21 protein-coding genes and 1 rRNA gene are annotated in these 24,790 nt (G+C 47.9%); 9 read left to right on the forward strand and 13 right to left on the reverse strand.

Going from position 1 to position 24,790, the window contains the following annotated elements:
- Positions 1 to 16: 16 nt before the first annotated feature.
- From tal to SHEWANA3_RS16510, 3 genes are all read left to right on the forward strand, one after another.
- Positions 17 to 973 carry a transaldolase gene (gene tal / locus SHEWANA3_RS16500; RefSeq protein WP_011717972.1) on the forward strand — a complete coding sequence of 319 codons (957 nt, stop codon included), beginning with the start codon at positions 17 to 19 and terminating at the stop codon, positions 971 to 973.
- 20 nt (positions 974 to 993) lie between these two features.
- The gene (pgi, locus tag SHEWANA3_RS16505; protein ID WP_011717973.1) at positions 994 to 2,631 is read left to right on the forward strand and encodes a glucose-6-phosphate isomerase; all 1,638 of its coding nucleotides are present in this window, start codon (positions 994 to 996) and stop codon (positions 2,629 to 2,631) included.
- Between the two features lie 216 nt (positions 2,632 to 2,847).
- Positions 2,848 to 3,033: a DUF3545 family protein gene (locus SHEWANA3_RS16510; RefSeq protein ID WP_007650190.1), complete on the forward strand. Its 186-nt coding sequence runs from the start codon at positions 2,848 to 2,850 to the stop codon at positions 3,031 to 3,033.
- Positions 3,034 to 3,100: 67 nt separating this feature from the next.
- Here SHEWANA3_RS16510 and SHEWANA3_RS16515 read toward each other — a convergent pair whose 3' ends face one another.
- The 4 genes from SHEWANA3_RS16515 to SHEWANA3_RS16530 all read right to left on the reverse strand — a co-directional run bounded on the left by SHEWANA3_RS16515 (position 3,101) and on the right by SHEWANA3_RS16530 (position 7,048).
- A complete protein-coding gene (locus SHEWANA3_RS16515; protein WP_011717974.1) occupies positions 3,101 to 3,637 on the reverse strand; it encodes a hemerythrin domain-containing protein in 537 nt (178 codons plus the stop codon).
- A gap of 222 nt (positions 3,638 to 3,859) precedes the next feature.
- Complete coding sequence (locus tag SHEWANA3_RS16520) at positions 3,860 to 4,567, reverse strand: hypothetical protein (RefSeq protein ID WP_011717975.1); 708 nt, start codon at positions 4,565 to 4,567, stop codon at positions 3,860 to 3,862.
- On the reverse strand, positions 4,560 to 5,162 hold the full coding sequence (locus tag SHEWANA3_RS16525; protein WP_011717976.1) for a sigma-70 family RNA polymerase sigma factor: 603 nt from the start codon (positions 5,160 to 5,162) through the stop codon (positions 4,560 to 4,562). The genes SHEWANA3_RS16520 and SHEWANA3_RS16525 overlap by 8 nt, the downstream gene beginning before the upstream one ends.
- A 44-nt stretch (positions 5,163 to 5,206) precedes the next feature.
- Positions 5,207 to 7,048: a VWA domain-containing protein gene (locus SHEWANA3_RS16530; RefSeq protein ID WP_011717977.1), complete on the reverse strand. Its 1,842-nt coding sequence runs from the start codon at positions 7,046 to 7,048 to the stop codon at positions 5,207 to 5,209.
- 225 nt (positions 7,049 to 7,273) lie between these two features.
- Here SHEWANA3_RS16530 and dauA point away from each other — a divergent pair, with 225 nt between their 5' ends.
- The 4 genes from dauA to SHEWANA3_RS16550 all read left to right on the forward strand — a co-directional run bounded on the left by dauA (position 7,274) and on the right by SHEWANA3_RS16550 (position 12,293).
- On the forward strand, positions 7,274 to 9,034 hold the full coding sequence (dauA, locus tag SHEWANA3_RS16535) for a C4-dicarboxylic acid transporter DauA (RefSeq protein ID WP_041412735.1): 1,761 nt from the start codon (positions 7,274 to 7,276) through the stop codon (positions 9,032 to 9,034).
- A 255-nt stretch (positions 9,035 to 9,289) separates the two neighbouring features.
- The gene (gene purE / locus SHEWANA3_RS16540; protein WP_011626975.1) at positions 9,290 to 9,781 is read left to right on the forward strand and encodes a 5-(carboxyamino)imidazole ribonucleotide mutase; all 492 of its coding nucleotides are present in this window, start codon (positions 9,290 to 9,292) and stop codon (positions 9,779 to 9,781) included.
- Positions 9,781 to 10,878 carry a 5-(carboxyamino)imidazole ribonucleotide synthase gene (gene purK, locus SHEWANA3_RS16545; protein WP_011717979.1) on the forward strand — a complete coding sequence of 366 codons (1,098 nt, stop codon included), beginning with the start codon at positions 9,781 to 9,783 and terminating at the stop codon, positions 10,876 to 10,878. The genes purE and purK overlap by 1 nt, the downstream gene beginning before the upstream one ends.
- A gap of 152 nt (positions 10,879 to 11,030) precedes the next feature.
- Positions 11,031 to 12,293 carry a sensor domain-containing diguanylate cyclase gene (locus SHEWANA3_RS16550; protein WP_011717980.1) on the forward strand — a complete coding sequence of 421 codons (1,263 nt, stop codon included), beginning with the start codon at positions 11,031 to 11,033 and terminating at the stop codon, positions 12,291 to 12,293.
- 50 nt (positions 12,294 to 12,343) lie between these two features.
- Here SHEWANA3_RS16550 and SHEWANA3_RS16555 read toward each other — a convergent pair whose 3' ends face one another.
- From SHEWANA3_RS16555 to SHEWANA3_RS16575, 5 genes are all read right to left on the reverse strand, one after another.
- A complete protein-coding gene (locus SHEWANA3_RS16555) occupies positions 12,344 to 12,961 on the reverse strand; it encodes a hypothetical protein (RefSeq protein ID WP_011717981.1) in 618 nt (205 codons plus the stop codon).
- A gap of 156 nt (positions 12,962 to 13,117) precedes the next feature.
- Complete coding sequence (locus SHEWANA3_RS16560; protein WP_011717982.1) at positions 13,118 to 13,579, reverse strand: hypothetical protein; 462 nt, start codon at positions 13,577 to 13,579, stop codon at positions 13,118 to 13,120.
- Entirely contained in the window at positions 13,579 to 15,228 is a 1,650-nt protein-coding gene (gene gshA, locus SHEWANA3_RS16565; RefSeq protein WP_011717983.1) for a glutamate--cysteine ligase, read from the reverse strand. The genes SHEWANA3_RS16560 and gshA overlap by 1 nt, the downstream gene beginning before the upstream one ends.
- A gap of 183 nt (positions 15,229 to 15,411) precedes the next feature.
- Entirely contained in the window at positions 15,412 to 18,261 is a 2,850-nt protein-coding gene (locus tag SHEWANA3_RS16570; RefSeq protein WP_011717984.1) for a pitrilysin family protein, read from the reverse strand.
- Between the two features lie 141 nt (positions 18,262 to 18,402).
- A complete protein-coding gene (locus SHEWANA3_RS16575) occupies positions 18,403 to 18,828 on the reverse strand; it encodes a YqaA family protein (RefSeq protein ID WP_011717985.1) in 426 nt (141 codons plus the stop codon).
- Positions 18,829 to 19,115: 287 nt separating this feature from the next.
- Between SHEWANA3_RS16575 and SHEWANA3_RS16580 the strand changes: the two genes are divergently transcribed.
- Entirely contained in the window at positions 19,116 to 20,369 is a 1,254-nt protein-coding gene (locus tag SHEWANA3_RS16580) for a dicarboxylate/amino acid:cation symporter (RefSeq protein WP_011717986.1), read from the forward strand.
- Positions 20,370 to 20,529: 160 nt separating this feature from the next.
- Positions 20,530 to 20,697 (forward strand): hypothetical protein, encoded by a 168-nt coding sequence (locus SHEWANA3_RS23645; RefSeq protein WP_011623730.1) that lies wholly within the window; start codon positions 20,530 to 20,532, stop codon positions 20,695 to 20,697.
- Between the two features lie 49 nt (positions 20,698 to 20,746).
- Here SHEWANA3_RS23645 and SHEWANA3_RS16590 read toward each other — a convergent pair whose 3' ends face one another.
- The 4 genes from SHEWANA3_RS16590 to rrf form a co-directional block, all read right to left on the reverse strand.
- On the reverse strand, positions 20,747 to 21,877 hold the full coding sequence (locus SHEWANA3_RS16590) for a sodium ion-translocating decarboxylase subunit beta (RefSeq protein ID WP_011717987.1): 1,131 nt from the start codon (positions 21,875 to 21,877) through the stop codon (positions 20,747 to 20,749).
- A gap of 8 nt (positions 21,878 to 21,885) precedes the next feature.
- Positions 21,886 to 23,721 (reverse strand): sodium-extruding oxaloacetate decarboxylase subunit alpha, encoded by a 1,836-nt coding sequence (gene oadA / locus SHEWANA3_RS16595; RefSeq protein ID WP_011717988.1) that lies wholly within the window; start codon positions 23,719 to 23,721, stop codon positions 21,886 to 21,888.
- Positions 23,722 to 23,732: 11 nt separating this feature from the next.
- Complete coding sequence (locus SHEWANA3_RS16600; protein WP_011717989.1) at positions 23,733 to 23,990, reverse strand: OadG family transporter subunit; 258 nt, start codon at positions 23,988 to 23,990, stop codon at positions 23,733 to 23,735.
- 574 nt (positions 23,991 to 24,564) lie between these two features.
- A 5S ribosomal RNA gene (gene rrf, locus SHEWANA3_RS16605) occupies positions 24,565 to 24,680 on the reverse strand.
- Positions 24,681 to 24,790 lie beyond the last annotated feature (110 nt).

Genomic DNA, 24,790 nt, shown 5'->3' on the forward strand with positions numbered 1-24,790 from the left:
GAGAAGGATGTTTTTCATGGCAAATACATTAGAGCAACTCAAGTCATACACTACGATTGTGGCCGATACTGGCGATATTGAAGCGATCAAACGCTATCAGCCAGAAGACGCAACGACCAACCCATCACTCATCTTAAAAGCGGCTCAAATCCCCGAGTATAGAGCTCTAATCGACAATGCCATTGCATGGGCTAAATTACAAAGTGCTGATATTGAGCAACAGATTGATGATGCCAGCGATAAGCTTGCCGTGAACATTGGCGTGGAAATTCTGAAACTGGTTCCAGGCCGTATTTCAACTGAAGTCGATGCCCGCTTATCCTTCGATAAAGAAAAATCCATTGCGAAAGCGCACAAACTAGTGCGTCTGTACCAAGAAGCTGGCGTGGATAAATCTCGCATTCTGATCAAATTAGCCTCAACTTGGGAAGGCATTTGTGCCGCCAAAGAGTTAGAGCAAGAAGGCATCAACTGTAACTTAACCCTACTATTTAGCTTCGCTCAAGCGCGTGCCTGTGCTGAAGCTGGCGTGTACTTAATTTCTCCATTCGTTGGCCGCATCCTCGACTGGTACAAAAATGATACAGGTAAAGACTATGACGCCGTAAATGATCCTGGTGTCGTTTCTGTGACTGAAATTTACAACTACTACAAACAGCATGGCTATAACACGGTAGTTATGGGTGCAAGTTTCCGTAATATCGGTGAAATCATCGAATTAGCGGGTTGTGACCGCCTGACTATTGGCCCTTCATTACTCGAAGAGCTGGCAAACTCTCAAGTTGCTATTCAACCTAAACTGCTTCCTGCCAGCACCACGGTTGCTGCGGGTGAACCTTTAACCGAAGCGCAATTCCGCTGGGACTTCAACCAAGATCCTATGGCTGTCGACAAGTTAGCAGAAGGCATCCGTAACTTCGCCATCGACCAAGGTAAACTCGAAGTCATGCTCAAGGCAAAACTGGCAAACTAAGTATCCTCGGAGACGATTCGATGACTATCTTGACCCAAAGCACAACTTGGCAAGCGTTAGCAGCGCATAGCCAGCAGATCCCGCATATGCGGGAACTCTTTGCAAGCGATCCTGCACGCTTTAGCAATATGTCGCTTTCTACCTGTGGCTTATTTTTAGATTATTCAAAAAATAGAGCGACACCAGAGACACTCAACTTGCTGCTGACACTGGCGCAAGAGGCAAAGCTTGACGCTAAAATCAAGGCGATGTTTGCTGGTGATATTATTAACACCACCGAAAAACGTGCAGTACTGCATACCGCACTGCGCAGCACCGCCGAGCAAACCATCATTGCCGAGGGTCAAGATATCGTTCCTGAAGTACAGCAAACGCTGAACAAGATGCAGCAATTTGTCACTTCAGTTACCTCTGGACAATGGAAAGGTTTCACTGGTAAAACTATTACCGATATCGTCAGCATTGGCATCGGTGGCTCATTCCTTGGCCCTAAGATAGTTTCCCAAGCATTACGCCCATATTGGATGACAGGCCTCAATTGCCATTTCGTTGCCAACGTCGATGGCACCTCGATCAGTGAAAAACTTAAGCTGCTCGATCCTGAAACCACCCTGTTTATCATGTCGTCTAAGTCTTTTGGTACACAAGAGACGCTGACCAACACCTTAACGGCCAAGGCGTGGTTTTTAGCCAAAGGTGGTTCACAGTCTGATGTGGCGAAGCACTTTGTTGCCGTGACCTCTAACGTGGCAAAAGCGACTGACTTTGGTATCGATGCCGACAATATCTTCCCGATGTGGGATTGGGTTGGTGGTCGTTATTCACTTTGGTCCGCCATTGGCTTACCCATCGCTTTACTCATCGGCATGGATAACTTCCGCTCCCTATTAAAGGGCGCGCACCAAATGGATACCCATTTTGCCAATGCGCCTCTGGCCGAAAATATGCCCGTCATCATGGGCTTATTCTCTCTGTGGTATGGCAATTTCTTTAATGCCCAGAGCCATGTGGTATTGACCTACGATCATTACCTACGTGGACTTCCCGCTTACTTCCAACAACTGGATATGGAAAGTAATGGTAAATCGGTCACGCTCAACGGTACTCATGTGGATTACAGCACGGGTCCTGTGATTTGGGGCGGCGAAGGCACAAACGGTCAGCACGCTTACCACCAGCTGCTGCATCAAGGTACCGCATTAATCCCTGCTGATTTCATTATGCCGCTGCAAAGCCATAATCCTATCGGAGAGCACCATGATCAGTTAGCCTCTAACTGCTTCGGACAAACCCAAGCACTCATGCAAGGCCGTACCTTGGATGAAGCACTGGCCGAATTGAGTAAGAGCAACTTAAGTGATGAAGAAAAGTTACTTATCGCCAAACACAAGGTCATGCCTGGCAATAAGCCAAGCAACACGCTGTTAATGGATAAGCTGACTCCTGAAACCTTAGGCGCACTGATTGCGCTCTATGAGCACAGAACCTTTGTCCAAGGCGCCATTTGGGACATCAACTCCTTCGATCAATGGGGTGTTGAACTCGGAAAAAGCTTAGGAAATGACGTCCTCGCCCGCATCGGCGCCGAGCAAGACGCCACCGCCTTAGATGCCTCAAGCAATGGGTTAATTAACCTGTATCGACAGGGTAAAATCTGATCGAACAAAAAGCCAGCAATCGCTGGCTTTTTTATTTTATCTTATTAATAAACCTAAAATATTCCCTCACAACTGCCTCCACGACTCTCGCGAAGATCAATGACATATCATTCAAACTTCATTTCAAGTTAACACAAATGAAACATAATTCTTGCACCCTGTTTTGAAAATATGTTATTTAATCGCTGACAAAACATACAACAACAGGAGGTTACCATGGATCGTTTAGATTATGGTTGTGCGCTAGATGAAGTCGTAGAAAGACCCGATCGCTCGCGAGGCTCCAATAAAAAGCGTAAGTGGCGAGAAATTGAAGCGTTAAAGGACAAACATCGTTTACTCAAGGAACTTCAAGAGATTGATAACAACTTTGATTACGATATAGACGCTATCCAGTTGTAACCCATTGTTTGATAAACAGCATATAAAGAAAAAGCGCCAATGGCGCTTTTTCTGTTTCTACGTACCTCTACTCAGCTGTCCTGAGATAAGAACGCAACTCATCAAAGGCCTGTTGCTCACGGTCGAGGAATAACGGATCATCGATTAACGAGGCTTGGCATTGCTGCTCAATAAGGTGCCAATCCTTATCGGTTAAGGTTTTAGCCAGCAGGGGGAAGATTTCCCGCTCTTCCATTTGCATATGCTTTTCTTGCAGGTCGACATATTCGGCAAAATCAGCCACCAATTTATCCCTCGCGACTACTATGTCACTCAGGATCAAATTCAAGGTATTCATTAATGCCGAGGAGGCTGCGGTTACTACTTGATGCTCGGCGCTAAGCTTATCGATTTCATCATTTGCCTTATTTGCCAAATAATAAGCATAGATAATGTCTTCAACAGGATGATGGCTACGCTCAGCATATCCTTGCATATACTCTACTATGTCCCGAACCACGATAAAATTAATCGCCTCACCTTCAGCTAATTTCATCTGCTTGTTTTTCAAGACATTCAATAAAACTGCTATATGTTTATGATCATGCATGAGTCTTTTAAGCATATCGCCTCCTGAAATTGGGCTCTGACTATTGATACTAGTCAAGTCGTCTATCGATCTCCAATATAACAGGCGAATTCCTGTTCACTTTATGACCATGATCAAGTAATTAACACGAGAGTCTGTAAAAAAGGCAATATTAATAGGCAAAACATCTTTATGTCACAATAGTGAGCATGGACAGTGAGTTAGGACAACTATCCCTAACTCACTGCAACTTGATGATTATGGATTTAATTCACTAAGCTGTTGTTGCAATTCTTTAAATTTGGCAATCATCTTAGCATCAACCGACACTGGCTCAGTGTCGCTTTTTGCCAACTCAGGATATTGCTTCAGCAGCGTTTGCGCTAAGGCAGATGCCTCCTGGCTTTGTTTGGCTTCAATCAAGGCTTGTAAGCGTGTTAAAGACGCCATCAAAGCCTCATCACGAGGTATTACAGCTTGATCTGGCTGCGGCAGTGCCCGTGCAATTTGTGGTGCAGTTCGAGACTCAACTTGCTGATTTTCCTGCGCAGACATCTTAGCCTGTGCCCTCATCGCTTCCCTTTGCCGATTTTGTGTGGCAGCTTCTTCCACTTTGGCTTGATGCGCCGCGTTATCTAATTGAGCTTGGGCGGGCATGGGCGCACTCATAGTCAAAGCGGCAGGAGTAACTAACTCCTCTTCAAAATAGCCTCGGTTAAGGATCACTAAACCAACGACAAGCACTAAGGAGGCGGCACTCGATAACGCCCATGGAAAACGGCGCCACACGGGCGTAGCTACAGGCTTAAGTTGGCTCACATTCATTTCAGCTAGGCGGGCCTGTGATAGGCGCAAAATATCTTGGTCGAGCCTCTCTGGCGGCATTTCCAGTGCTTGTTTGTGATACCAAGCCGAGACTTCCTGACGTATTGCCTCTTCTTCCGATGACAGAGTGGAATTACTCATGACCAACCTCCTGCCATTTAGCATTGACACAATCTTTTAAGCTTTGATATGCGTAACGAATACGGCTTTTAGTCGCCTCGAGTGTCACCCCAGCAATATCGCTGATCACCGCTGCGGTAAAGCCCATTTCGATATTGAGAATAAAGGCCTCTTTCTGCACTTGGGGTAACAGAGCTATACAGGTTTTAAGCAACAGACTCTTTTGCGTTTCCTGCCAATGCACATCGGGTTGTTCCTGCTCTGCTCCCACAAAGGTATCTAGCCCTTCCTCATTATCATGGCTGACTAAGTCGACGGGCTTAACCGCCCTGACATGGTCAATCAACAGATTATGGGCAATCCGATAGAGCCAAGTATTAAACTTGGCGCTCGGCTCATAGTTGGCGGCGGCACGGATCACCCGTCCCCAGGTTTCTTGATATAAATCTTCGGCTAACTGTTTGTCGCCGAGTTGGCGCACAAAGTAACGGTACAAAGCGCCTTTGTGTTTAAGATAAAGCTGCTCAAACGCTTTGCCATCGCCCTTGGCATAGCGTTGCATTAACTGTTCATCGGTATGCTCATGGGCATGCATTTGCGGTATCGCCAGGGCCATGGCAGCTCCCTAATGGTTAACTAACTGAAAAATAATTATCTGGCTCATTGCTGATGCAGTTTGTCCTCGGGCGGGAAAGGTTTATCTCCGACATCAAAGGATTTTTTGATTGGTGCTCGCTGTGTTTGTGCGAGTGCCGCAGCGGTATCGACAAGTTGCATAAATTCATGTCGGTAGCCGCTGGTATCTTCCCCCAGCGCAGAACGTGTGAGCGCACTAAGCTTATTATAATCAAATTGATGCAAATAGTGGCTTTGATTCAGCAACTGTCCTAAACCAGCCACTGCAGCGGCAAAACGAAAATCATCACTCGCCTGCGCTAATGATTTTACCCTTTGGTCTGCTCGAATCGGATAACTCAGTAGCTGGCTTTGAGTCGCATCCGGTAGCTGATAACGTAATTTCAGAAAGGCGATTTCGTCGCGGCTATATTTTTCATTGCCCGTTTTGGGATTATAGCCATAGCGAAGTTTATCATTGGCCAAATTCCCCGCATCAACATAACGCAGCTCGTAAAGCGCCGTGACTGTATGCCCTGCGCCAATTTCGCCCGCGTCCACCTTGTCATTATTAAAATCTTCACGCGCGAGCGCTCGGTTCTCATAGCCAATCAAGCGATACTCGGCCACAAGAGCGGGATTAAACTCGACCTGCACTTTCACCTCTTTTGCTATGGTGAGTAAGGTTGCACTTAAGTGTTCCACCAGCACTTTTCTCGCCTCATTGATAGAATCAATATAGGCATATTGCCCATTGCCCTTATCGGCCAATTGCTCCATCAGATGGTCATTGTAGTCGCCCATGCCAAAGCCGAGTGTCGTGAGCCCTATGCCCTGTTGTTTCCGCGCGCTAACCAAATCGATTAACTCATCGAGGTTGGTCGTGCCGACATTAAAGTCACCGTCGGTCGCGAGAATGACTCGATTGATGCCGCCTTCAACAAAGTGTTTCTGCGCTAACTGATAGGCAAGCTGAATCCCCTGCGCCCCATTGGTTGAACCGCCGGCACTAAGCTGCTCTAACGCATAGTTAAGGGTTTGAGTATCGTTACCAGCTGCACCATCTAACACTACACCAGCGGCGCCGGCGTAGACGACAATCGATACCTTATCCTGAGCATCCAATTGCTGGGTCAGCATTTTCAAGGCAGTTTGCAGCAAAGGTAACTTATCGGGCGATGCCATCGACCCTGACACATCCAGCAGAAACACTAAGTTACTGGCGCCCAGTTCAGCCTTACTCTGCTCATATCCCTTCAAACCGATGCGAAGTAACATCATGTCATCGTTATAGGGCGATGGTGCAAGCTCGGTCGTAACACTAAAGGGCGCGTCATTTTTCCCCGGCAGTGGATAGTCATAGGAAAAATAATTCAGCATTTCCTCAACCCGCAGCGTGTCCTTCTGTGGTAACCGCCCTTCCTTTAACATTCGCCTTAAGGTCGTGTAACTACCAGTATCGACATCGATAGCAAAGGTGGAGACCGGGATTTCCCCCGCAACCATGATGCCGTTTTGCACTTGCTTCTCGAAGCGATTGCGCTCGGGTGGCACAGCCCCCGGCCAATCGCCGTTTAACGCGGGCGCAGCACTGATACTGGCAGTAGGTTGCGCAATATAGGCTCGACTCTCAGCACTCATTGTCCGCAGTTTTGCTGACGAGGCTTGTTCATGCATGGCGATTGCGGCATCTCTTTGCCTATTGGCCTGACGCTCGGCCTGTTGCTCGGCGGCGAGTTTTGCTTGAGCGGCTAATTCAGCAGGGGTTTGCTGCTCGGCGGCTTTATCACTGCAAGCACTCAAACCGAGCAAAATAGCGAGCGTTAATCCCGAAACAACAAAACTTAAATGCGCTTTATGGCGAAAGACTGAAGATGGATATCTCATGATAGTGACCTAATCAAAGTGTTCTCAATGGTGGATATCCCTATAAACGCAGCCTCGGCACAAAAGGGTTATTTGATGAGAGAAATTGTCACATCCGCTTTACCAAGCACAGTATTTATCAAAAACAAAGACATTTAACCGTCTTTTGCAACTATGATCACACAAGGACATTTTTCTGGACTCTAAAATAGAGCCTTGTAACAAGCCGCGTTTATGGACCCACACGTGTCACACTCTGCTCATTTGTTTTCATTAAGAATTGCCCACGCCCTTAGCGAGGCGTGCGTAAAAGATAAGTATTCGGTTAAACGTTTTGGACAAGATCTGCTGGCGGGACTGACCGTCGGGATTATTGCCATTCCGTTGGCGATGGCACTGGCCATTGCCAGCGGTGTCGCCCCACAATATGGCCTATACACCGCCATTGTCGGTGGTTTTATCATAGCGATGACGGGCGGCTCCCGTTATAGCGTCTCAGGACCAACGGCCGCCTTCGTCGTATTACTCTATCCCATCGCCCAGCAATTTGGTTTGGCAGGGCTGCTCATTGCGACTGTGATGTCAGGCATGATGTTAGTCGCCATGGCGATGTTAAGGCTCGGCAGATTGATCCTCTACATCCCAGAATCCGTCACCTTAGGTTTTACCGCAGGGATTGGGGTAGTGATTGCAACTTTGCAGCTAAAAGACTTCTTTGGCCTGCATATAGAGCACATGCCGGAGCAATATTTTTCCAAAATCATGGCCTTAGGCCAGGCATTACCCAGCCTTCACTTGCCGAGCTTGTTAGTCGCCGCGGCCACCTTAGCCACTATGCTACTCTGGCCTAAATTGAAGCTCCCAGTACCAGCCCATCTGCCCGCAATCGCCTTAGGCAGTATTCTTGCCCTAGTGTTAAATGCCATGGGCGCCGATATTGAAACCATAGGAACACGCTTTCATTATCAATTAAGCGACGGCAGTGTCGGCACAGGTATTCCCGCTGTACTCCCCCACTTTGAATGGCCTTGGTTACAAACGGGCGCAAACGGTCAAACCTTTGAATTTAATCTGGCGACCTTTCAAGCCTTACTGCCCGCCGCCTTTGCGATTGCCATGTTAGGTGCGATTGAATCGCTGCTGTGTGCCGTAGTGCTCGATGGCATGACAGGAAAACGCCACAGCGCGAATAGTGAGCTCCTCGGCCAAGGTATAGGTAACATCATTACCCCATTTTTTGGCGGTATCCCAGCAACGGCGGCCATTGCGCGCAGCGCGGCAAACGTTAAGGCGGGAGCCCAGAGCCCAATAGCATCGATGATCCACGCCATAGTGGTCTTGGTGGGTTTAGTCGCGCTCGCGGGAGTATTAGCCTACTTACCCATGTCAGCCATGGCCGCATTATTATTGGTGGTGGCTTGGAATATGAGTGAAGCCCCCAAAGCGGTGCATTTACTGAAAACGGCCCCCACCAGCGATATCTTAGTATTTTTAACTTGTTTTTCACTCACAGTCATTTTCGACATGGTGATCGCCATCAGTGTAGGGATTATCTTAGCCGCCCTACTGTTTATGAAAGAAATTGCTGAGATGACCAAGCTTTATGATATCAGCAGCAATAAGCGCTATGTCGATCACCCCCTCCCCGCTGACTGGGCGGTGATAAAAATTAACGGTCCATTATTCTTTGCCGCGGCTGATCGAATTTTTGCCGAGATAGCGAGCCTCACCCAAGACAAACAAGTCATCGTCCTTTACTTAGATGGGGTATCCATCCTCGATGCGGGGGGCCTTGCGGCGCTCAATAAACTCATCGATAAATGTAAACTTAACCACACTAAGCTGATCATTGCCGATTTGCAGTTCCAACCTATTCGCACCCTAGCGAGAGCTAAAGTGCAACCAATTGAGGGCGTACTGAAGTTTTATCCCACCCTGCGCGAAGCCTTGGCAGAAGCGCCAGTGCCAGAACAGATTATCGAATCAAGTACGACTGTCACTCATTAACCCTCAAGTTAACGCTTATTATACCTGTCCCCTGAAACCTTTAATGGTCTCAGGGGATTTAAGCCCATTCAGCGAACACTTTATCCACGCTAAAAGCGCTATTTTTACGCGCAAAAAACGTCAGAAATCAGGCTTTACATGCTATTATTCTGCGCCATGATGCTCCCGGCTCTGATAGGGGTTGCGGACATCGACTGTACCCAGACCTGATACAAGGTCAAAATATAATTAAAATTAGTGAGTTAAGGAGTTATCATGCAAGCCCTTGTTGCTGTTGTTATGGGTTCTAAGAGTGATTGGCCCACAATGGAAGCCGCCGCTGAGATCATGGATAAACTGCAAGTGCCTTACCATGTTGAAGTCGTATCTGCCCATAGAACGCCAGATAAACTGATGGAGTTTGCAGCCGGAGCCGCTGACCGTGGTTTTAAAATTATTATCGGTGGTGCGGGCGGTGCTGCTCACTTACCCGGTATGATTGCCTCAAAAACTCGCTTACCCGTATTAGGTGTACCAGTACAAAGCAAAGCGCTGTCGGGCATGGATAGCTTACTGTCTATCGTGCAGATGCCAAAAGGCATTGCCGTTGGCACTCTGGCCATCGGAACCGCAGGTGCCTTTAACGCCGGTCTACTCGCCTGCCAAATCTTAGCCAATAACGATGCTGAACTTGCCGCACGTTTAGAAGCCTTTAGAGAAGAACAAACCCGCGCAGTGCTGGACAATCCCGACCCGAGGGAAGCCTAATGACTCAAGCAAGTGCAAAACCTAAGGTTTGGGTATTAGGTAATGGCCAACTTGGCGCCATGCTGACCCACGCGGGCGAGCCTTTGGCGATTGATGTTCGCGCCGTCGATATCATGACGCCAACCGATGAAATCCTGCCGCTAGCGCCTCACGATATCATCACCGCCGAACGCGAGCAGTGGCCCGAATCCGCCTTAAGCTTACAACTCAGCACCCATCAGCATTTTGTTAACGGCCCAGTATTTAGCCGTTTGGCCGATCGTTACAGCCAAAAAAGCTTACTCGATCAGATCCAAGTCCCAACGGCGCCTTGGACACTTGTCGATGATAAAACCGACGTCGAAAATCTGTACCAAGCCTTTGGCCCGCGAGTGCTAATGAAGCGCCGCACAGGTGGTTACGACGGTAAGGGTCAACACTGGCTAAAACAAGCCGAAGCGGGAGAGATCCCCCAAGATTGGCGTAACTTGGCCATTGCCGAACAAGCAATCAACTTCGATGAAGAAGTCTCCTTAGTCGGCGTACGTACCCGTGAAGGTCAATGCGTGTTTTATCCATTAACACTCAACCTGCACCAAGACGGCATTTTGATGGCCTCAATTTCGCCACTGACTCGCCTGAATCACCTGCAAGCCCAAGCGGAAGGCATGCTCAGCGCCATTATGCATGAGCTGGAATATGTCGGCGTGATGGCGATGGAGTGTTTCCGTGTTGGCGATAAGTTGCTGGTTAACGAGTTAGCACCGCGGGTGCACAACTCAGGCCATTGGACCCAAGCGGGCACCCATATGGATCAATTCCAACTGCATTTAAGAGCCCTGTGCGGTATTGCGATTCCGCAGCCACAGGTGAACTTTCAATGCGTGATGGTCAATTTGATTGGTATCGAAAACGATCCCCGCTGGTTAAACCTGCCTAATGCCGAACTGTATTGGTACAACAAAGAGGTTCGTCCTGGCCGTAAAGTCGGGCACTTAAACCTTTCTGTGCCGAATACTACCGTATTAAAAGACAGCATTAGCGCGCTGCAAACTTGGATGCCAAGCCAATACCAAGCGCCACTCGCGTGGATTTTAGCTGAGTTCGCTAAAGCCTAACCGAGCCGCAGACCACTGATAAGGGAGCAAAATTGTTCCCTTATCCGTCATTTTTTTATCTTCGTTATATACTTATCCATACTCAGCGTGAATGAGTTAGTGATGTAGTGATTAAAGCTGACTAACCGGAGCACGAACAAAGGAACTGCCGAGTGAAATTAAGGGATAATTTTAAACGTAAAACCATAGACCGCTTGGACTATCGCTATCATCTATTGCTGCTGATAGTGCCAATAGTATTATTCGTCTTACTGTTTGTGTTTAATGCTCCCACCGAAGGTTGGACTATTCTGCCGCTGCTGTTTGTCTGTCTTATCTATGTGATTGCCTACAGCCTTATTTATTATCTTCACCAGGGTCGCTTAACCCGTCTATGGCAACACTTAGAGCAAGTGGTGAGCATTAACGATGCTATTTATGAGCTTGCCCATCTATCGAGCCAGTATAAAAATGAACATGCGTTTCTCGATGCACTGCTGAATAAAGCCGTTTGCATCATTAACGGTGCCGAAATGGGTAGCATCATCAAAGTCAACGAAGAGACCCATAAACTGCACTTCGAATCCGTTGTTGGGCTCGATCTTAACATGCTCAAGCAATTGAATTTTTCCCTCGAGCAGTCCTTCGAATATCGGCTCACTAAGGGCAAATGCGACCGCGTGGTAGTAGTGGATGATATGAAAAACATCAATGCCGCCAGTACGCTCACCGGTGAAGAGCAGCACATCTTGCTCACCGCGGCTAAGCAACCGATACGTTCTACACTCTCAAGCCCAATACGCATCGATGGCAAACTCTATGGCATGCTTAATCTCGACAGTAGTAGTGTCGGTGCCTTTAGTGATTACGACCGCAACCTGGTCTCTATTCTCACCCATGAGGCCAGCAATGCGATTGCCCTGTACCAGAAGTCATTGCAAATCACTAAACTCGCCAACTTTGACAACTTAACCGGACTCTATAACCGTAAAAACTTCGAAGATGCCCTACAACATTGGCAACCTAAGGCTCATCTAGGCAGCTTTTTGGTGATTATCGATATGGATAATCTCAAGACCATTAATGATCAGCATGGGCATCAGGCTGGCGATATGGCCATTAAGCGAGTAGCTAATACCATACTGAGTTATTGGAAGCATAAAGGCATTATCTCGCGCTTCGGGGGGGATGAGTTTGTCGCCCTCTGCCATGGTCCATTAGAGCTGCTTGAAAGCGATTTGGATGCTATGCGCGTCAAGTTACACCAAGAGTCATCCTTAAATCTTAACTTCAGCGTGGGTATAGCCGCATACGACAATGATTGGGCAAAATCATTTAAACTGGCAGACCAAGCTATGTATGAGCAAAAACGCGGTAAGAAGAAAGCGGTAAAAGCACTCGAAGCGATTGCGGCCAATAACCAATTGGCGCAGTAGTGGCATTAGGAGCTTATCAACCATAAGCTCCTAAACGCATAAATCTGTTACTAGCTGAAGAATAAGCGCCACAACCAAGAAGAATCTAGATCCTCCTGACAGGTTTTATACTGAGCCGCATAGCGCTTAGCCCTGTCATCCACCTTAGCCGCGACTTTCACCAGCCACGCCTTAGACTTATAAGTCCCGCGGCGATAGCCTCCCCAGCCTTCGTGATAGTTGAGGTATTGCGCCCTCGCATCCCACTTGGAAACGCCATTGATTTTATTAGTCTTGTAAATAAACCAGCCCATAAAATCCATAGCATCATCAAAATTACTCCGCGAAGACCAGCTGTTTCCCGTCTCGCGAACATAATCATCCCAGGTCATGGTTTTGGCCTGTGCATAACCATAGGCATCGCTGGCTCGACCGATGGGAATAAACCCTAAGAAGTACTCCATTGGCGGCGCGGCATTATGCTTGAAGGAGCTTTCTTGATACATCATCGCCAGTGGCACATGCACAGGCACGCCCCATTTATCACGGGTGTCCTTAGCGGCTTCGTACCATGAACGATGCTCTTGAAAAATATCGCAAAGGTTATCGGGAGATTTAGGCGGAGAAGTGGCGCAGCCAGAGAGTAAACCAATGGATGCACATAGCAGAGTTGTCGAAAGCCATTTCATTCAGCGCTTGTTCTCCCAAGAAATAAAACTGGCCCATCATCGCACAGTCATAGGGTGAGGCAAAGCGCCAATCCTGTTTTTGGCGCTAAGATCACCTTAGCGCCTATTATCAGGCCAAACTCATTAACAGAAATGACAATCCATTGTTAAATCGGATTATTTTGTTTCAGGGCTGAGATCAAACTGGCATTCATGGTTTTCTTGCTGCCACACACCAGGCTCCCAATAGTTGGTATCTTTACCCATATAGCGCTTATCCGTATGGAATAAGGCGCCAATATGGTAACGCTGATGCCCTTCCACCATTAACTTGAAGGTTTTAGGAGTACGCGCACTGAGGGAAACCCCAAGGGAAGGATCATCAATCAGCTCGGCGACAGTGAACTCATATTCCCCCGGCGCCAATTGATAATTAGGTTTAGACACCACAGGCTTACCATTGAGATGGGTCACCACTACGCGATACCAATGGGTGCTGGCATCGGGCTGTAAATACCCGGACACAGTGCCGCAACTTAAGTCATCTTCAGGCGAGGAGACACAACCAGACAACAATGCCGTGAGCCCAAGTAGACTAGCGGCAAGTGTAAGTTTGTGCCCAGTTAAATAGTGACTCATTAGGATGAAGTCCCGAAATAGTCCGTCAGATAATCATCAAAGGATACCGCACTTTGCGCCGCTTCGATGTCCGCTTGCTTGTTAAGCGATGCTTGCGCCTCAGCTTGATAATCGCTGACAACCTCGGCAGATAAGGGGTAATCCATAAAATATTGGTGATATTGCTGCGCCAGTGACATCACCCATTGTCCATGGTCTTGGCCGTTAGTGATTAATTGCTGAATGACCAGCCCTGACAAGGTCTTTTGTGGGTCATTCACGGCTTCACGCCAATGGGCTAAGGCCGCTTGGTAATCCTGTTTATCACCATCGAGCAATTTGGCCAATGCATCCAAATGCTCAAACAGATCCAAAAGCCACGTTTGCAGTGAGCGTGTACCAGTCTCGGTTAATAACTCGAGCCCAGGTTTACGGCCTTCAAGCACGACGGATTTTAAGTTAGCACTTAAACGGGCTTCTTCTGCCACATCGCACTTAGGCGACTCGGTTAATAAGCAATAGAGTAAAAACAAGTCGAGGAAACGCACTTGGTTCTCTTCAATCCCAATCGGGCTGAAGGGGTTTACATCTAATGCACGCACCTCAATATATTCAACCCCCGCACGGGCAAGGGCTTCAGAGGGTTTCTCACCGCTTTTGGTGACGCGTTTAGCACGGATAGGCGAGTAAAATTCGTTTTCAATTTGCAGCACATTGGCATTGAGCTGGCGATATTCACCATCCACCTTCACCCCGATATTGGCAAAGTTGGCCGATGACATCTTAATCGCGGCTCTCACCCCAGCCAGATACTCGGGCAGGGAGTTATAACTGATATTAAGATCTTCTTGCTCTTTATTGGTGTAACCTAAATCGCTCATCCGCAGCGAAGTCGCATAGGGTAGATACAAGGTGCCACGGCCCGATTTTTCAAAGCGTAAATCGGTCTTCTGCCCCTTGATAAACGAGCTACACAGCGCAGGTGATGCCCCAAACAGATAAGGTAACACCCAGACTAAACGGCGGTAATTGCGAATGAGGCCAAAGTAAGATTCGGAGATAAAATCCTCAAAGCTCACGCTTTTGTCACTCAACTCATAGAGGCTTTGCCACAGCTCCTGCGATACCGAGAAGTTAAAATGCACCCCAGAGATGATCTGCATCAGAGCGCCATAACGGTAGGTTAAGCCCTTGCGATACAAGGTTTTCATCTTACCCGTGTTAGAACTGCCATAACGGGCGACCGGAATATTCTGCTCATCCTTCACGTAACATGGCATGCTCACAGGCCACAGGCGCTGACCATGCAAATGACGCACGCTAAAGGCATGGGTCTCGGTGAGTCCTTGCAATAGGGGGCCAACTTGATTGTTTACTGGGGTGATAAATTCAAGCAGTGCTTCACTGTAATCTGTCGTAATGCGCGAATGCGTTAATGCCGAGCCAAGCTCTAATGGATGACCATCTAACGCAAGGTAGCCTGACTCGTCGATACGCAGCGCTTCACGCTCAATTCCACGTAACATGCCAAGGAGTGCGGCACGCCCTTGAGCGTCCGAGAAATGTTGTACTAATTCATTGAATGGCTTCAATTTGCGCTTCTCTGATTGGTGATTCGCTATCGCGACAAGGTTAACAGTCAGACCTTTATTTTGAGGCTTATCTTTCAAAATACGCCTCAAAATAAATCTAAACCTGTCCGTGGAGCAAGCCTAATTACATTCTTCTGCGATAAAACGCAGACGGTGACAGCTAATGCTGTCACCGTCTTACTCGTTAATACTTTAGACTGGCAGCGAGGTTGTGCTGCACAATTAGCTTGTCTGCAATTTATATTGGGTCGAAAAGCTAATTTACAATACTAAAGTTTCAATTGGATAGCCTAAAGTTGCTAAATCCGCTTCAATTTTCGCCTTATCCCCGACAACTAAGATGATCATTTTCGAGATATCTAGCTCGGAAGCCGCGAGGGCATTGAGTTCATCTTTTGTTACAGTATTTATAATTTTGTCCTGCTCGGTAGTAAAATCTTGGCTCAGCTGGTAACGCTGGATCATCCGCATAAAACCCGCCTTCTGATAAGGCGTCTCATAATCCAATGCTTGCCCTTGGGAAACCGAGTTACGCATGAAGCCGAGCTCAGTGTCTGTCATCCCATTCTGCTGATAGACTTTGATCTCTTTGATAAATTCATTTACCGCCTTAGCCGTCACATCGGTACGCACATCACTCGAGGCCACAAAGTCACCGACTTCGACGCCACCGGTAAATGAACTGCGAGCCCCATAGGTATACCCCTTGTTCTCACGTAGATTGAGGTTAATACGGCTATTGAAGGCACCACCAAGCGGATAGTTCATAAGGTAAGATTTAAAATAATTACCTGTTGCATCATAGGGTAAGGCACGTTTCGCAATGTTAATCACCGACTGAGCGGCGCCCGGTTTATCGATAAGATAGATAGTCCCGCCCTTCAGTGCAGGGAATGACTTGAGTGGCGGCAATCTACTCGCCTCCCCTTGCCATTGACTCAATCCCGCGAGCTTAGGTAGCAATGCACTTTCAGGCAGATCCGCTACCGTAATGATTTTAGCGTTTGCCCCACGGTACTGTTCAGCATAAAACGCCTTCACATCCGCAAGAGTCAGCGCAGCAACGGAATCTAAGGTCCCCGCATCACTCACGCCTTGAGCGTTATTCTTACCATAGAGCAAGCTATACAACGCAGAGTTAGCGACATAGCCTGGATCTGACTGCATATGCTGAATTTGCTGCAACTGTTGTTGCTTCACCCGTGCAAAGTCGGCCTCGTTAAACGCAGGTTGGAACAGCTTTTCTTCTAAAATGGCTAAGGTTTCATCCAAGTGCTCGGTAAGCGCCGACACCTTAATCGTACTTTGGGATTCGGAGGCACTAAAGTCCACCGTACTGCCGAGCATCTCAAGCGCCTGCGACAACTGCTCGGTTGAGCGCTTTTGAGTCGACTCATTTAGCATCTCAGCGGTTAAGCTTGCCAGGCCCGCCTTTTCAACGGGCACTAATCTGTGTCCGCCGTTAAGATAAATCACTAACTCTACTGTTGGAGTTTCGCTGCTTTGAGTGCCCATCACTTCGATGCCATTGGCTAACTTAGTGGTCCAAATCGTCGGGACTTTTAGCACGGGCGCCGCGCCCGAGGCAGGCATTTTGGAACGGTCGAAACTTGACACTAACTTAGCGGCGGGTAAATCCCCCTCTACAGCCGTATACGCCACGGGCAAGGTTTGAGGGGTGAAGTTATCCGGATGAGCGACTAAAGCCGTCATTCCCTGTGGCACCACACTCATCACCACCATGGGCTTGTCTTTGATGTACTTTTTAAATACCCGCATCACATCGTCTTTGGTCACATTGGCGTAGCGCGCAAGGTCTACTGCAATCTTATTCGGCTCACCAAACATGGTTTGATTCAAGGCAAGCATAGACACTTTGCCTTTTACGCTCTGCAGGCCAAAAATGGTATCGGCCTCAAACTGCACTTTCACTTTTTGCAGGTCATCGTCGGTGACGCCGCGCTGCTCAAACTCATTAATCGAGTCGAGAATACGCTGCTCAAGTTCGGCTAAGGTCGCGCCTTTTTGCGGATTGGCTAAGGCATAAATCGACATCTGACAGGCTAACTCTTGGCAGGGTTGGCTCACGCTTGCCTGTACTGCATAACCATCCTTAACCAAGTTTTTGTAAACGAGTGAGGTTTTACCGCCACCGAGGATATTGGCTAATAAGTCCAGCGCGGCTTCATCGGGATGGCTGGCATACACAGTCGGAAAGCCGATACGGATCAGCGGTAAATGCACGTTATCTTCCATTGAGATATAGCGCGTCTTATCGAGCGTGACTAACGTCTTGGGCTCTGGCTGAACCTCGGGGCCACGGGGGATTTCGCCAAAGTATTTGTTTACCCAGGCTAAGGCTTGTAGTTCATCAAAATCGCCGCCAATGGTCAGAGTGGCGTTATTCGGGCCGTACCAACGCTGGAAAAAGTGTTTCACATCATCCACTGTGGCGCGGTTAAGATCCTCTGGCCAGCCGATCACAGGCCAAGAATAGGGATGACCGACCGGGAACATCGCCTGATTAAAGCGCTCGCTCATTCGGCCATAGGGTTGATTATCAATGCGTTGAGCACGCTCGTTTTTCACTGTCTCGCGCTGTACTTCAAACTTCTCGCTGGTCAGCGCCGGCAACAAAAAGCCCATACGGTCAGACTCGAGCCACAACATTTTTTCGAGCTGGTTGCTAGGGACTGTCTCAAAGTAGTTGGTTCTGTCGGTATTGGTAGAGCCGTTTAGCGTGCCCCCCGCCTCGGTCACCACCTCAAAATGTTGCTCATCGGCGACGTGCTCAGAGCCCTGGAACATCATATGTTCGAATAAATGGGCGAAGCCTGAACGGCCAGCAAGTTCTCTGGCCGAGCCGACGTGATAAGTCACATCGACATGCACTAAGGGATCGGAATGATCTTGATGCAAAATAACCGTTAGACCATTGGCAAGCTGATATTTTTTAAAGGGAATACCAACTTCAGAGTCCTTCAGTTGCACATTTTCAATTAACTTTACACCCGCGGGTAATTGAGTTGAGGTTTGGCTGGCACAACCTGCGAGTGCGGCGGAGATCGCGACCGCTAATATCCATTTTTTCAAGGTATTCCCCTTATACATCAATAGGCTAAAAAATTAGCCCCTGTAGAATGCTCGGTATCAATAATGAGTTCAGACTCATTAAGCCCTGCAAAGTTCCAAGTAATACAAGGACTTCCTTTGCAGTCTTATCGTCCTTTAACCGAACAACACGTTTAAAAACTAACTAAACCAATGTAATGTGGCGGCCGCCACAATAAGGTAACGCAGGGTTTTGCCGATCAAAATCATCACTAATGCGGGGAACGCCCGAAGCTTCAACCATCCCGCCAATAAACATAATAGATCGCCAATCACTGGCGCCCACGACAACAATAACGACCAAACACCGTAACGCTCAATAATGGCTAAGGCTTTGGCTTGCTTTCCCTCACTTAGGGCCTCGGGGCACTTTGCAAACCGACCGAACCGCCCTAGATAAAAACTTGTCATCGCCCCTAAGGTATTGCCCACACTGGCCACCACCACTAATGCGACCCAAACTTGCGGCGCTTTATTCAGCAACGCAATCAGTAAAACTTCTGATCCTCCCGGTAACAAGGTCGCGGCTAAAAAAGCCCCAGAAAACATCATGCTTAATTCAGACATAAAAGCTTACTCTATGAAATTACTGCTCTTTCACGCTATCAAACAGTGAACTACCACAGCGTTAAAAGGATGTAGCGACTAACCATTTCACAACAAACTCATTTATCACAATAAGTTATAAGAAAATCGGTTTGTTATAACCCTATCACAGCCGATACAATGCCTTTAATGGCAAAAAATGTCCTGTACCTGACTCGTCGCTTGGTATAAGTTCACTCACTTCAAGTGGATACTCATACTAGCATCTCAGGTCCACGGGCTTGTAATGATATATTTTTGGAAAACGCATGATCCTTCAAACCATTAGCCGCATTCCTTTTTGGCAAAAAGTCCTCGCAGGCTTTATTTTAGGTGCGCTCGTTGGCGTACTTTTAGGTGAAACCGCCACTGTGCTTAAACCGCTTGGCGATTTGTTTATCAGCGCCATTAAGATGCTGGTTGCCCCACTGGTCTTCTGTGCGATTGTGGTCAGTATCACCTCACTCGGCTCTCAAACGAATCTCAAACGCTTAAGTCTTAAGACCTTAGGCATGTTTATGCTGACTGGCACTGTTGCCTCACTGATTGGTTTAGCGGTTGGCTCGCTTATCGATATGGGCGGCACAATGCAACTGGCCACCACGGAAGTGCGTGAGCGCAATATTCCAGGCTTTGCGCAGGTGTTGCTCGATATGATCCCAGTCAATCCCTTTGCCTCACTGGCGGATGGGAAAGTACTACAGATCATTGTATTTGCCGCATTAGTCGGTATTGCTATCAACAAGGTTGGTGAGAAAGCAGAGCCACTAAAACGCACCATCGAAGCAGGTGCAGAAGTCATGTTCCAACTGACACGCATGGTGCTAAAACTCACCCCAATTGGCGTATTTGGTTTAATGGCTTGGGTAGTGGGTGAATATGGTTTATCGACCCTATTACCTCTAGGTAAATTTATTGCCGCTATCTATATTGCCGCCCTTATCCATATGATTTTTGTCTACGGCGGACTGGTTAAATTTGCCGCGGGCTTAAGCCCTGTGCAATTTTTCCGTAAGGCCATGCCGGCGCAATTAGTGGCTTTTAGTACCTCCTCAAGCTTCGGCACCCTGCCCGCCAGTACCAGAGCGGTTGAAACCATGGGTGTTTCAAAGCGTTATAGCGCCTTCGTTATGCCACTCGGCGCCACCATGAACATGGATGGTTGTGGTGGTATCTACCCTGCAATTGCCGCGATTTTTATCGCTCAAATTTACGGCATTCCACTCGATACCTTAGATTATGTGATGATTGCCGTCACAGCCACTGTGGCCTCAGTCGGTACCGCTGGCGTGCCAGGCAGCGCCATGGTGATGTTAACCGTCACTTTAGGTGTGATTGGTTTACCCCTAGAAGGTATCGCCTTTATTGCCGCCATCGACCGTATTATCGATATGATCCGCACTGCGACCAACGTCACAGGCGACATGATGACCGCCGTGGTAATTGGCAAATCTGAAAATGAGCTTGATGTTGAGCAGTTCTACAGCAACGAGACTCAAACGGCTGCGATTGCCGATAATTAATCTCTCACGATAAATCATTAAGAGTTATCCAATAAAAAAGACCGCTTAGATGCGGTCTTTTTTATTATCCGTATTTCATTTATTGCGAATAAAACATCCATGACTTTCGGCTAAACAAGCTGTTAAACTCTTCACTTATTTATCAAAAGTAGAATGAAACATGACTAAACTGTTTTTATTCCCACTTATCCTTTGCTTACTGTGGATACTGTTTTTAAAAGCCAATGGTTTGCCGCTGGCCCAAGGAAAACGTGGCTTTATCTACATCATAGCCATCAGCGGCACGGTGATTTTGCTGCTAATGCTGCTCCTGTGGTTAACGGCTTAAAAGCCTATTGTTAACCAATAGGCTTTGCTCTAGCCACCAAACACGCAGCCTAGCCAAGCACAGCCAGTAAAATCCCAGCCGCCACCGCAGAGCCTAATACCCCAGCAACGTTTGGCCCCATGGCATGCATCAACAAAAAGTTATGGTGATTAGCCTCTAACCCCACCTTATTCACCACCCTTGCCGCCATTGGCACTGCCGATACGCCCGCCGCGCCAATTAACGGGTTGACCTTACCGCCAGTTAATTTACACATCAGTTTTGCCATCAGCACCCCTGCTGCGGTACCAATCCCGAATGCCAACGCCCCCAGAACCAAGATCCCCAAGGTTTCGACGCGCAAGAATTGCTCCGCAGAAAGTTTAGAACCGACGGCCAAACCTAAGAAAATGGTGACGATATTAATCAGCTCGTTTTGCGCCGTTTTCGATAATCTATCGACCACACCCGACTCACGCATTAGGTTGCCAAGGCAAAACATGCCAACCAGAGGAGTCGCTGCGGGTAAGAATAAAATCGTTAAGCCCAATACCATCAACGGGAAAATAATCTTCTCCTTCTTACTCACCTCCCTGAGCTGCTCCATCTTTATCTCACGCTCGGCTTGGGTCGTGAGTAAGCGCATTATCGGCGGCTGGATAATCGGTACCAGCGCCATATAGGAATAGGCCGCCACAGCAATCGCGCCCAGTAACTCAGGCGCAAGCTTAGAGGCAAGGAAAATCGCCGTTGGTCCATCCGCGCCACCGATAATGGCAATGGCAGCGGCATCCTGCATGGTAAATTCAAAACCTGGTACTAGATTTAGCGCTATCGCCCCAATTAAGGTCGCGAAAATCCCAAACTGCGCCGCCGCGCCGAGCAGCAAGGTCTTTGGATTGGCAATCAGCGCACTAAAATCTGTCAGTGCGCCAACTCCCATAAAGATCAGCAGCGGAAACACCCCGGTTTCAATCCCAACATGGTAGGCGTAATACAGCATACCGCCCTCTTCGGTAAAGCCCGCGTTGGGAATATTCGCCAGCACGGCGCCAAAACCAATAGGTAACAACAGTAGTGGCTCAAAGCCACGCACTATCGCAAGGTATAACAGCAAGGCGCCCACAGCCATCATCAAAGCTTGCCCTGCAGTAAAATGGGCTATGCCCGTTTCGGCCCAGAAAGCCAGTAAACCATCCATAACGACTCCTAAGCTAAGGCCAGTAATTGAGAACCCACGGCAACCGAATCCCCTTCTTTCACAAAGAGATGGGTAATAATGCCATCTCCCTGAGCGCGGATTTCAGTCTCCATTTTCATGGCCTCTAGGATGATAACAACATCGCCGGCGCACACCTTGTCACCAATGCCGACATGCACTTTGAAGATATTGCCCGATAGTGGCGCGCTCATCTTAAGTTTCACTTCACTGGTTTGAGGTACTGACGCAGCACTCGACTGATAAGGATTAGCTTGACCAAGCTGCTGTGCTGCTTGCCCTTGAGCTTGGATTTGACTGATTTCGCCACCCTCGGCGACTTCAACCACATAAGTTTGCCCCTCAACCATGACGGTATAGGTTTCGGCCTCTCGCGGCGTAGCAGGCAACACTGGCGCAAGTTCAGGTTTAGGTTCAAAGGCGGTTGGATCGTGACGGTGCTTTAAAAACTGTAAACCAATCTGCGGGAAGAGCGCATAGATGAGTAAATCATCATCCAAAGACTTTTCATTACTCTCAGAGACGAGACTAATCCCTTGGTCCTGCGCCTTTGATAATAACTCCGTACGCAGTTTGTCCAACTCTGGTGCGAGTAAATCCGCAGGACGGCAGGTTATCGCCGCCGCGCCGTTTAGCACTCTGGCCTGCAACTCGGGATTAACCGGGGCTGGAGTGGCGCCATATTCGCCCCTTAACACGCCTTCAGTCTCTTTCGTCAACGATTGATATCTTTGCCCCATCAGTACGTTGATAACCGCCTGAGAGCCAACAATTTGCGAGGTTGGCGTAACCAAAGGCAGAAAACCTAAATCCTGACGTACCCTAGGGATCTCCTCCAGCACAGCATCGAGCTTATCAGCCGCGCCTTGTTCTTTGAGCTGACTCTCCATATTCGTCAACATGCCACCGGGCACTTGAGCACGAAGAATGCGCGAATCAATGCCCTTTAATGCTCCTTCAAACTTGGCGTACTTTTTCCGCACCTCACGGAAATAGGCGGCAATTTCCTCTAGTAAGGCAAGGTCATAGTGAGTATCACGCTCAGTCTCTGCCACCATGGCAACCACAGTTTCAGTTGCCGTATGACCATAGGTTTGGCTCATGGAAGAAATCGCGGTATCGAGCACATCGATTCCCGCCTCTATCGCCTTTTGATAGGTAGCAGTGCTCAGGCCAGTGGTGGCGTGACAATGCAATGAGAGCATGAGTTGAGTTTGTGATTTTAAGCGACTGATAAGCTCAAAGGCTTCCATCGGCTTGAGTAGACCCGCCATATCTTTAATGCACAGCGAATGGCAGCCCATGTCCTCAAGACGCTTTGCCATATCGACCCATGTATTAACCGTATGAACAGGGCTGGTCGTATAAGAAATTGTGCCCTGCGCGTGCCCACCGACATCACGCACCGCCTTTACCGCCATCTCGAGGTTACGCACATCATTCATCGCATCAAAGATACGGAACACATCGACCCCATTGGCATGGGCACGTTCGACAAAACGTGTCACTAAATCATCGGCATAATGGCGATAACCCAAAAGGTTTTGTCCGCGCAACAACATTTGTTGAGGCGTATTAGGCATTAACTTTTTCAGTTCGCGGATCCTGTCCCAAGGGTCCTCACCCAAATAACGGATACAGGCATCGAAGGTCGCTCCGCCCCAAGACTCGAGCGACCAAAATCCCACTTTATCTAGCAGAGGTGCAATCGGAAGCATGTCATCAATGCGTAAACGCGTTGCTAAAATAGACTGATGTGCATCCCTCAAAACAACATCGGTTAACTGTAATGGCTTAGACGCCACAATCGAATTTACTCGGTTCATATGGCGCTCCATTATTTAGCCTGAGAACGATACTGCTGGACGGCTAAGCTGATCGCAGCCACCAATTTAGGATCCAAGGTGTTTGCAGCTCCGGTCGAGCGAGCATCATTCGCCTTTAACGGATCTGCTGCTTTGGGCTCTTCACGGCACCACTTAGCAACCAGATGTACACCTAATATCAATACACTTAAAAATAAATAAACCAGCCCCATGCCCAATAACATGATGCCAACAGCATCTAAAAGCTGTTGTGTTAGCTCCCCTTTCACGTCAGTACCTCCTCCTGCTTCTCAACCCGCATCAAAGATTAAATTTACAACTACACAACATCTCCATTGATAGCAAACTCAATCGCTGAATGTAAATTGGTAAGACCAATTTACATAAGATCAGCAACAAGTATCTGAGGGATCCTTAGTGAACGAGCGATAAAATGAATATTCGTTAATGAAACAGTAAAGCAGAGACTTTTGTTGAGGAGTGAGAACGGGATAAAGATACGAGCCAAGATGCTAAATCTCCCCTAAACGAACATACAAAGAGTACGAGCTTTGAATTTAACGATTAGTCCTATAAGGACACAAATCACAGGAACCTCAATACGGTACGCTACAGTATTTAGACCAAGCAGCCATTTAGAGGAATGATGCTAGGGGTGTTGGAGAATGAAGAAAACGGAGCTATGAGTAGCTCTCTATTAACACTGCATATGAGGCGATAAATTAAAAAGTCAGTAATTAAAGAAGTATTTTGAGGAATAGAGCGTTGAAGTTGAAAACGCGAAAAACAAAAAAAGCCAGCTTATTCAGCTGGCTTTCTGCTCTCTTATCGAGAAAATTAGGCGCTTGGCGATGACCTACTCTCACATGGGGAGACCCCACACTACCATCGGCGCGATTGCGTTTCACTTCTGAGTTCGGGATGGGATCAGGTGGGACCACAATGCTATTGTCACCAAGCAAATTTGTTATTCACTACCCGTCTTATCTTGATGCAGGCAGTAAATTAATTCGGAAAGCTGGTTTGAGTTGCACTTCTTAAGTGTTTGTATTCTATCTAAGTACTGTAC

Source organism: Shewanella sp. ANA-3 (assembly GCF_000203935.1).
GTDB lineage: Bacteria > Pseudomonadota > Gammaproteobacteria > Enterobacterales > Shewanellaceae > Shewanella.

Bases quoted from the DNA above. Each gene is read 5' to 3' on its own strand.
- SHEWANA3_RS16590 (WP_011717987.1), bottom strand. From the start codon at position 21,877: ATGGATGGTTTACTGGCTTTCTGGGCCGAAACGGGCATAGCCCATTTT.
- SHEWANA3_RS16560 (WP_011717982.1), bottom strand. From the start codon at position 13,579: ATGAGTCACTATTTAACTGGGCACAAACTTACACTTGCCGCTAGTCTA.
- SHEWANA3_RS16570 (WP_011717984.1), bottom strand. From the start codon at position 18,261: ATGTATAAGGGGAATACCTTGAAAAAATGGATATTAGCGGTCGCGATC.
- tal (WP_011717972.1), top strand. From the start codon at position 17: ATGGCAAATACATTAGAGCAACTCAAGTCATACACTACGATTGTGGCC.
- oadA (WP_011717988.1), bottom strand. From the start codon at position 23,721: ATGAACCGAGTAAATTCGATTGTGGCGTCTAAGCCATTACAGTTAACC.
- purE (WP_011626975.1), top strand. From the start codon at position 9,290: ATGCAAGCCCTTGTTGCTGTTGTTATGGGTTCTAAGAGTGATTGGCCC.
- SHEWANA3_RS16575 (WP_011717985.1), bottom strand. From the start codon at position 18,828: ATGTCTGAATTAAGCATGATGTTTTCTGGGGCTTTTTTAGCCGCGACC.
- pgi (WP_011717973.1), top strand. From the start codon at position 994: ATGACTATCTTGACCCAAAGCACAACTTGGCAAGCGTTAGCAGCGCAT.
- purK (WP_011717979.1), top strand. From the start codon at position 9,781: ATGACTCAAGCAAGTGCAAAACCTAAGGTTTGGGTATTAGGTAATGGC.
- SHEWANA3_RS23645 (WP_011623730.1), top strand. From the start codon at position 20,530: ATGACTAAACTGTTTTTATTCCCACTTATCCTTTGCTTACTGTGGATA.
- SHEWANA3_RS16510 (WP_007650190.1), top strand. From the start codon at position 2,848: ATGGATCGTTTAGATTATGGTTGTGCGCTAGATGAAGTCGTAGAAAGA.
- SHEWANA3_RS16525 (WP_011717976.1), bottom strand. From the start codon at position 5,162: ATGGCCCTGGCGATACCGCAAATGCATGCCCATGAGCATACCGATGAA.
- SHEWANA3_RS16515 (WP_011717974.1), bottom strand. From the start codon at position 3,637: ATGCTTAAAAGACTCATGCATGATCATAAACATATAGCAGTTTTATTG.
- SHEWANA3_RS16520 (WP_011717975.1), bottom strand. From the start codon at position 4,567: ATGAGTAATTCCACTCTGTCATCGGAAGAAGAGGCAATACGTCAGGAA.
- SHEWANA3_RS16530 (WP_011717977.1), bottom strand. From the start codon at position 7,048: ATGAGATATCCATCTTCAGTCTTTCGCCATAAAGCGCATTTAAGTTTT.
- SHEWANA3_RS16555 (WP_011717981.1), bottom strand. From the start codon at position 12,961: ATGAAATGGCTTTCGACAACTCTGCTATGTGCATCCATTGGTTTACTC.
- SHEWANA3_RS16580 (WP_011717986.1), top strand. From the start codon at position 19,116: ATGATCCTTCAAACCATTAGCCGCATTCCTTTTTGGCAAAAAGTCCTC.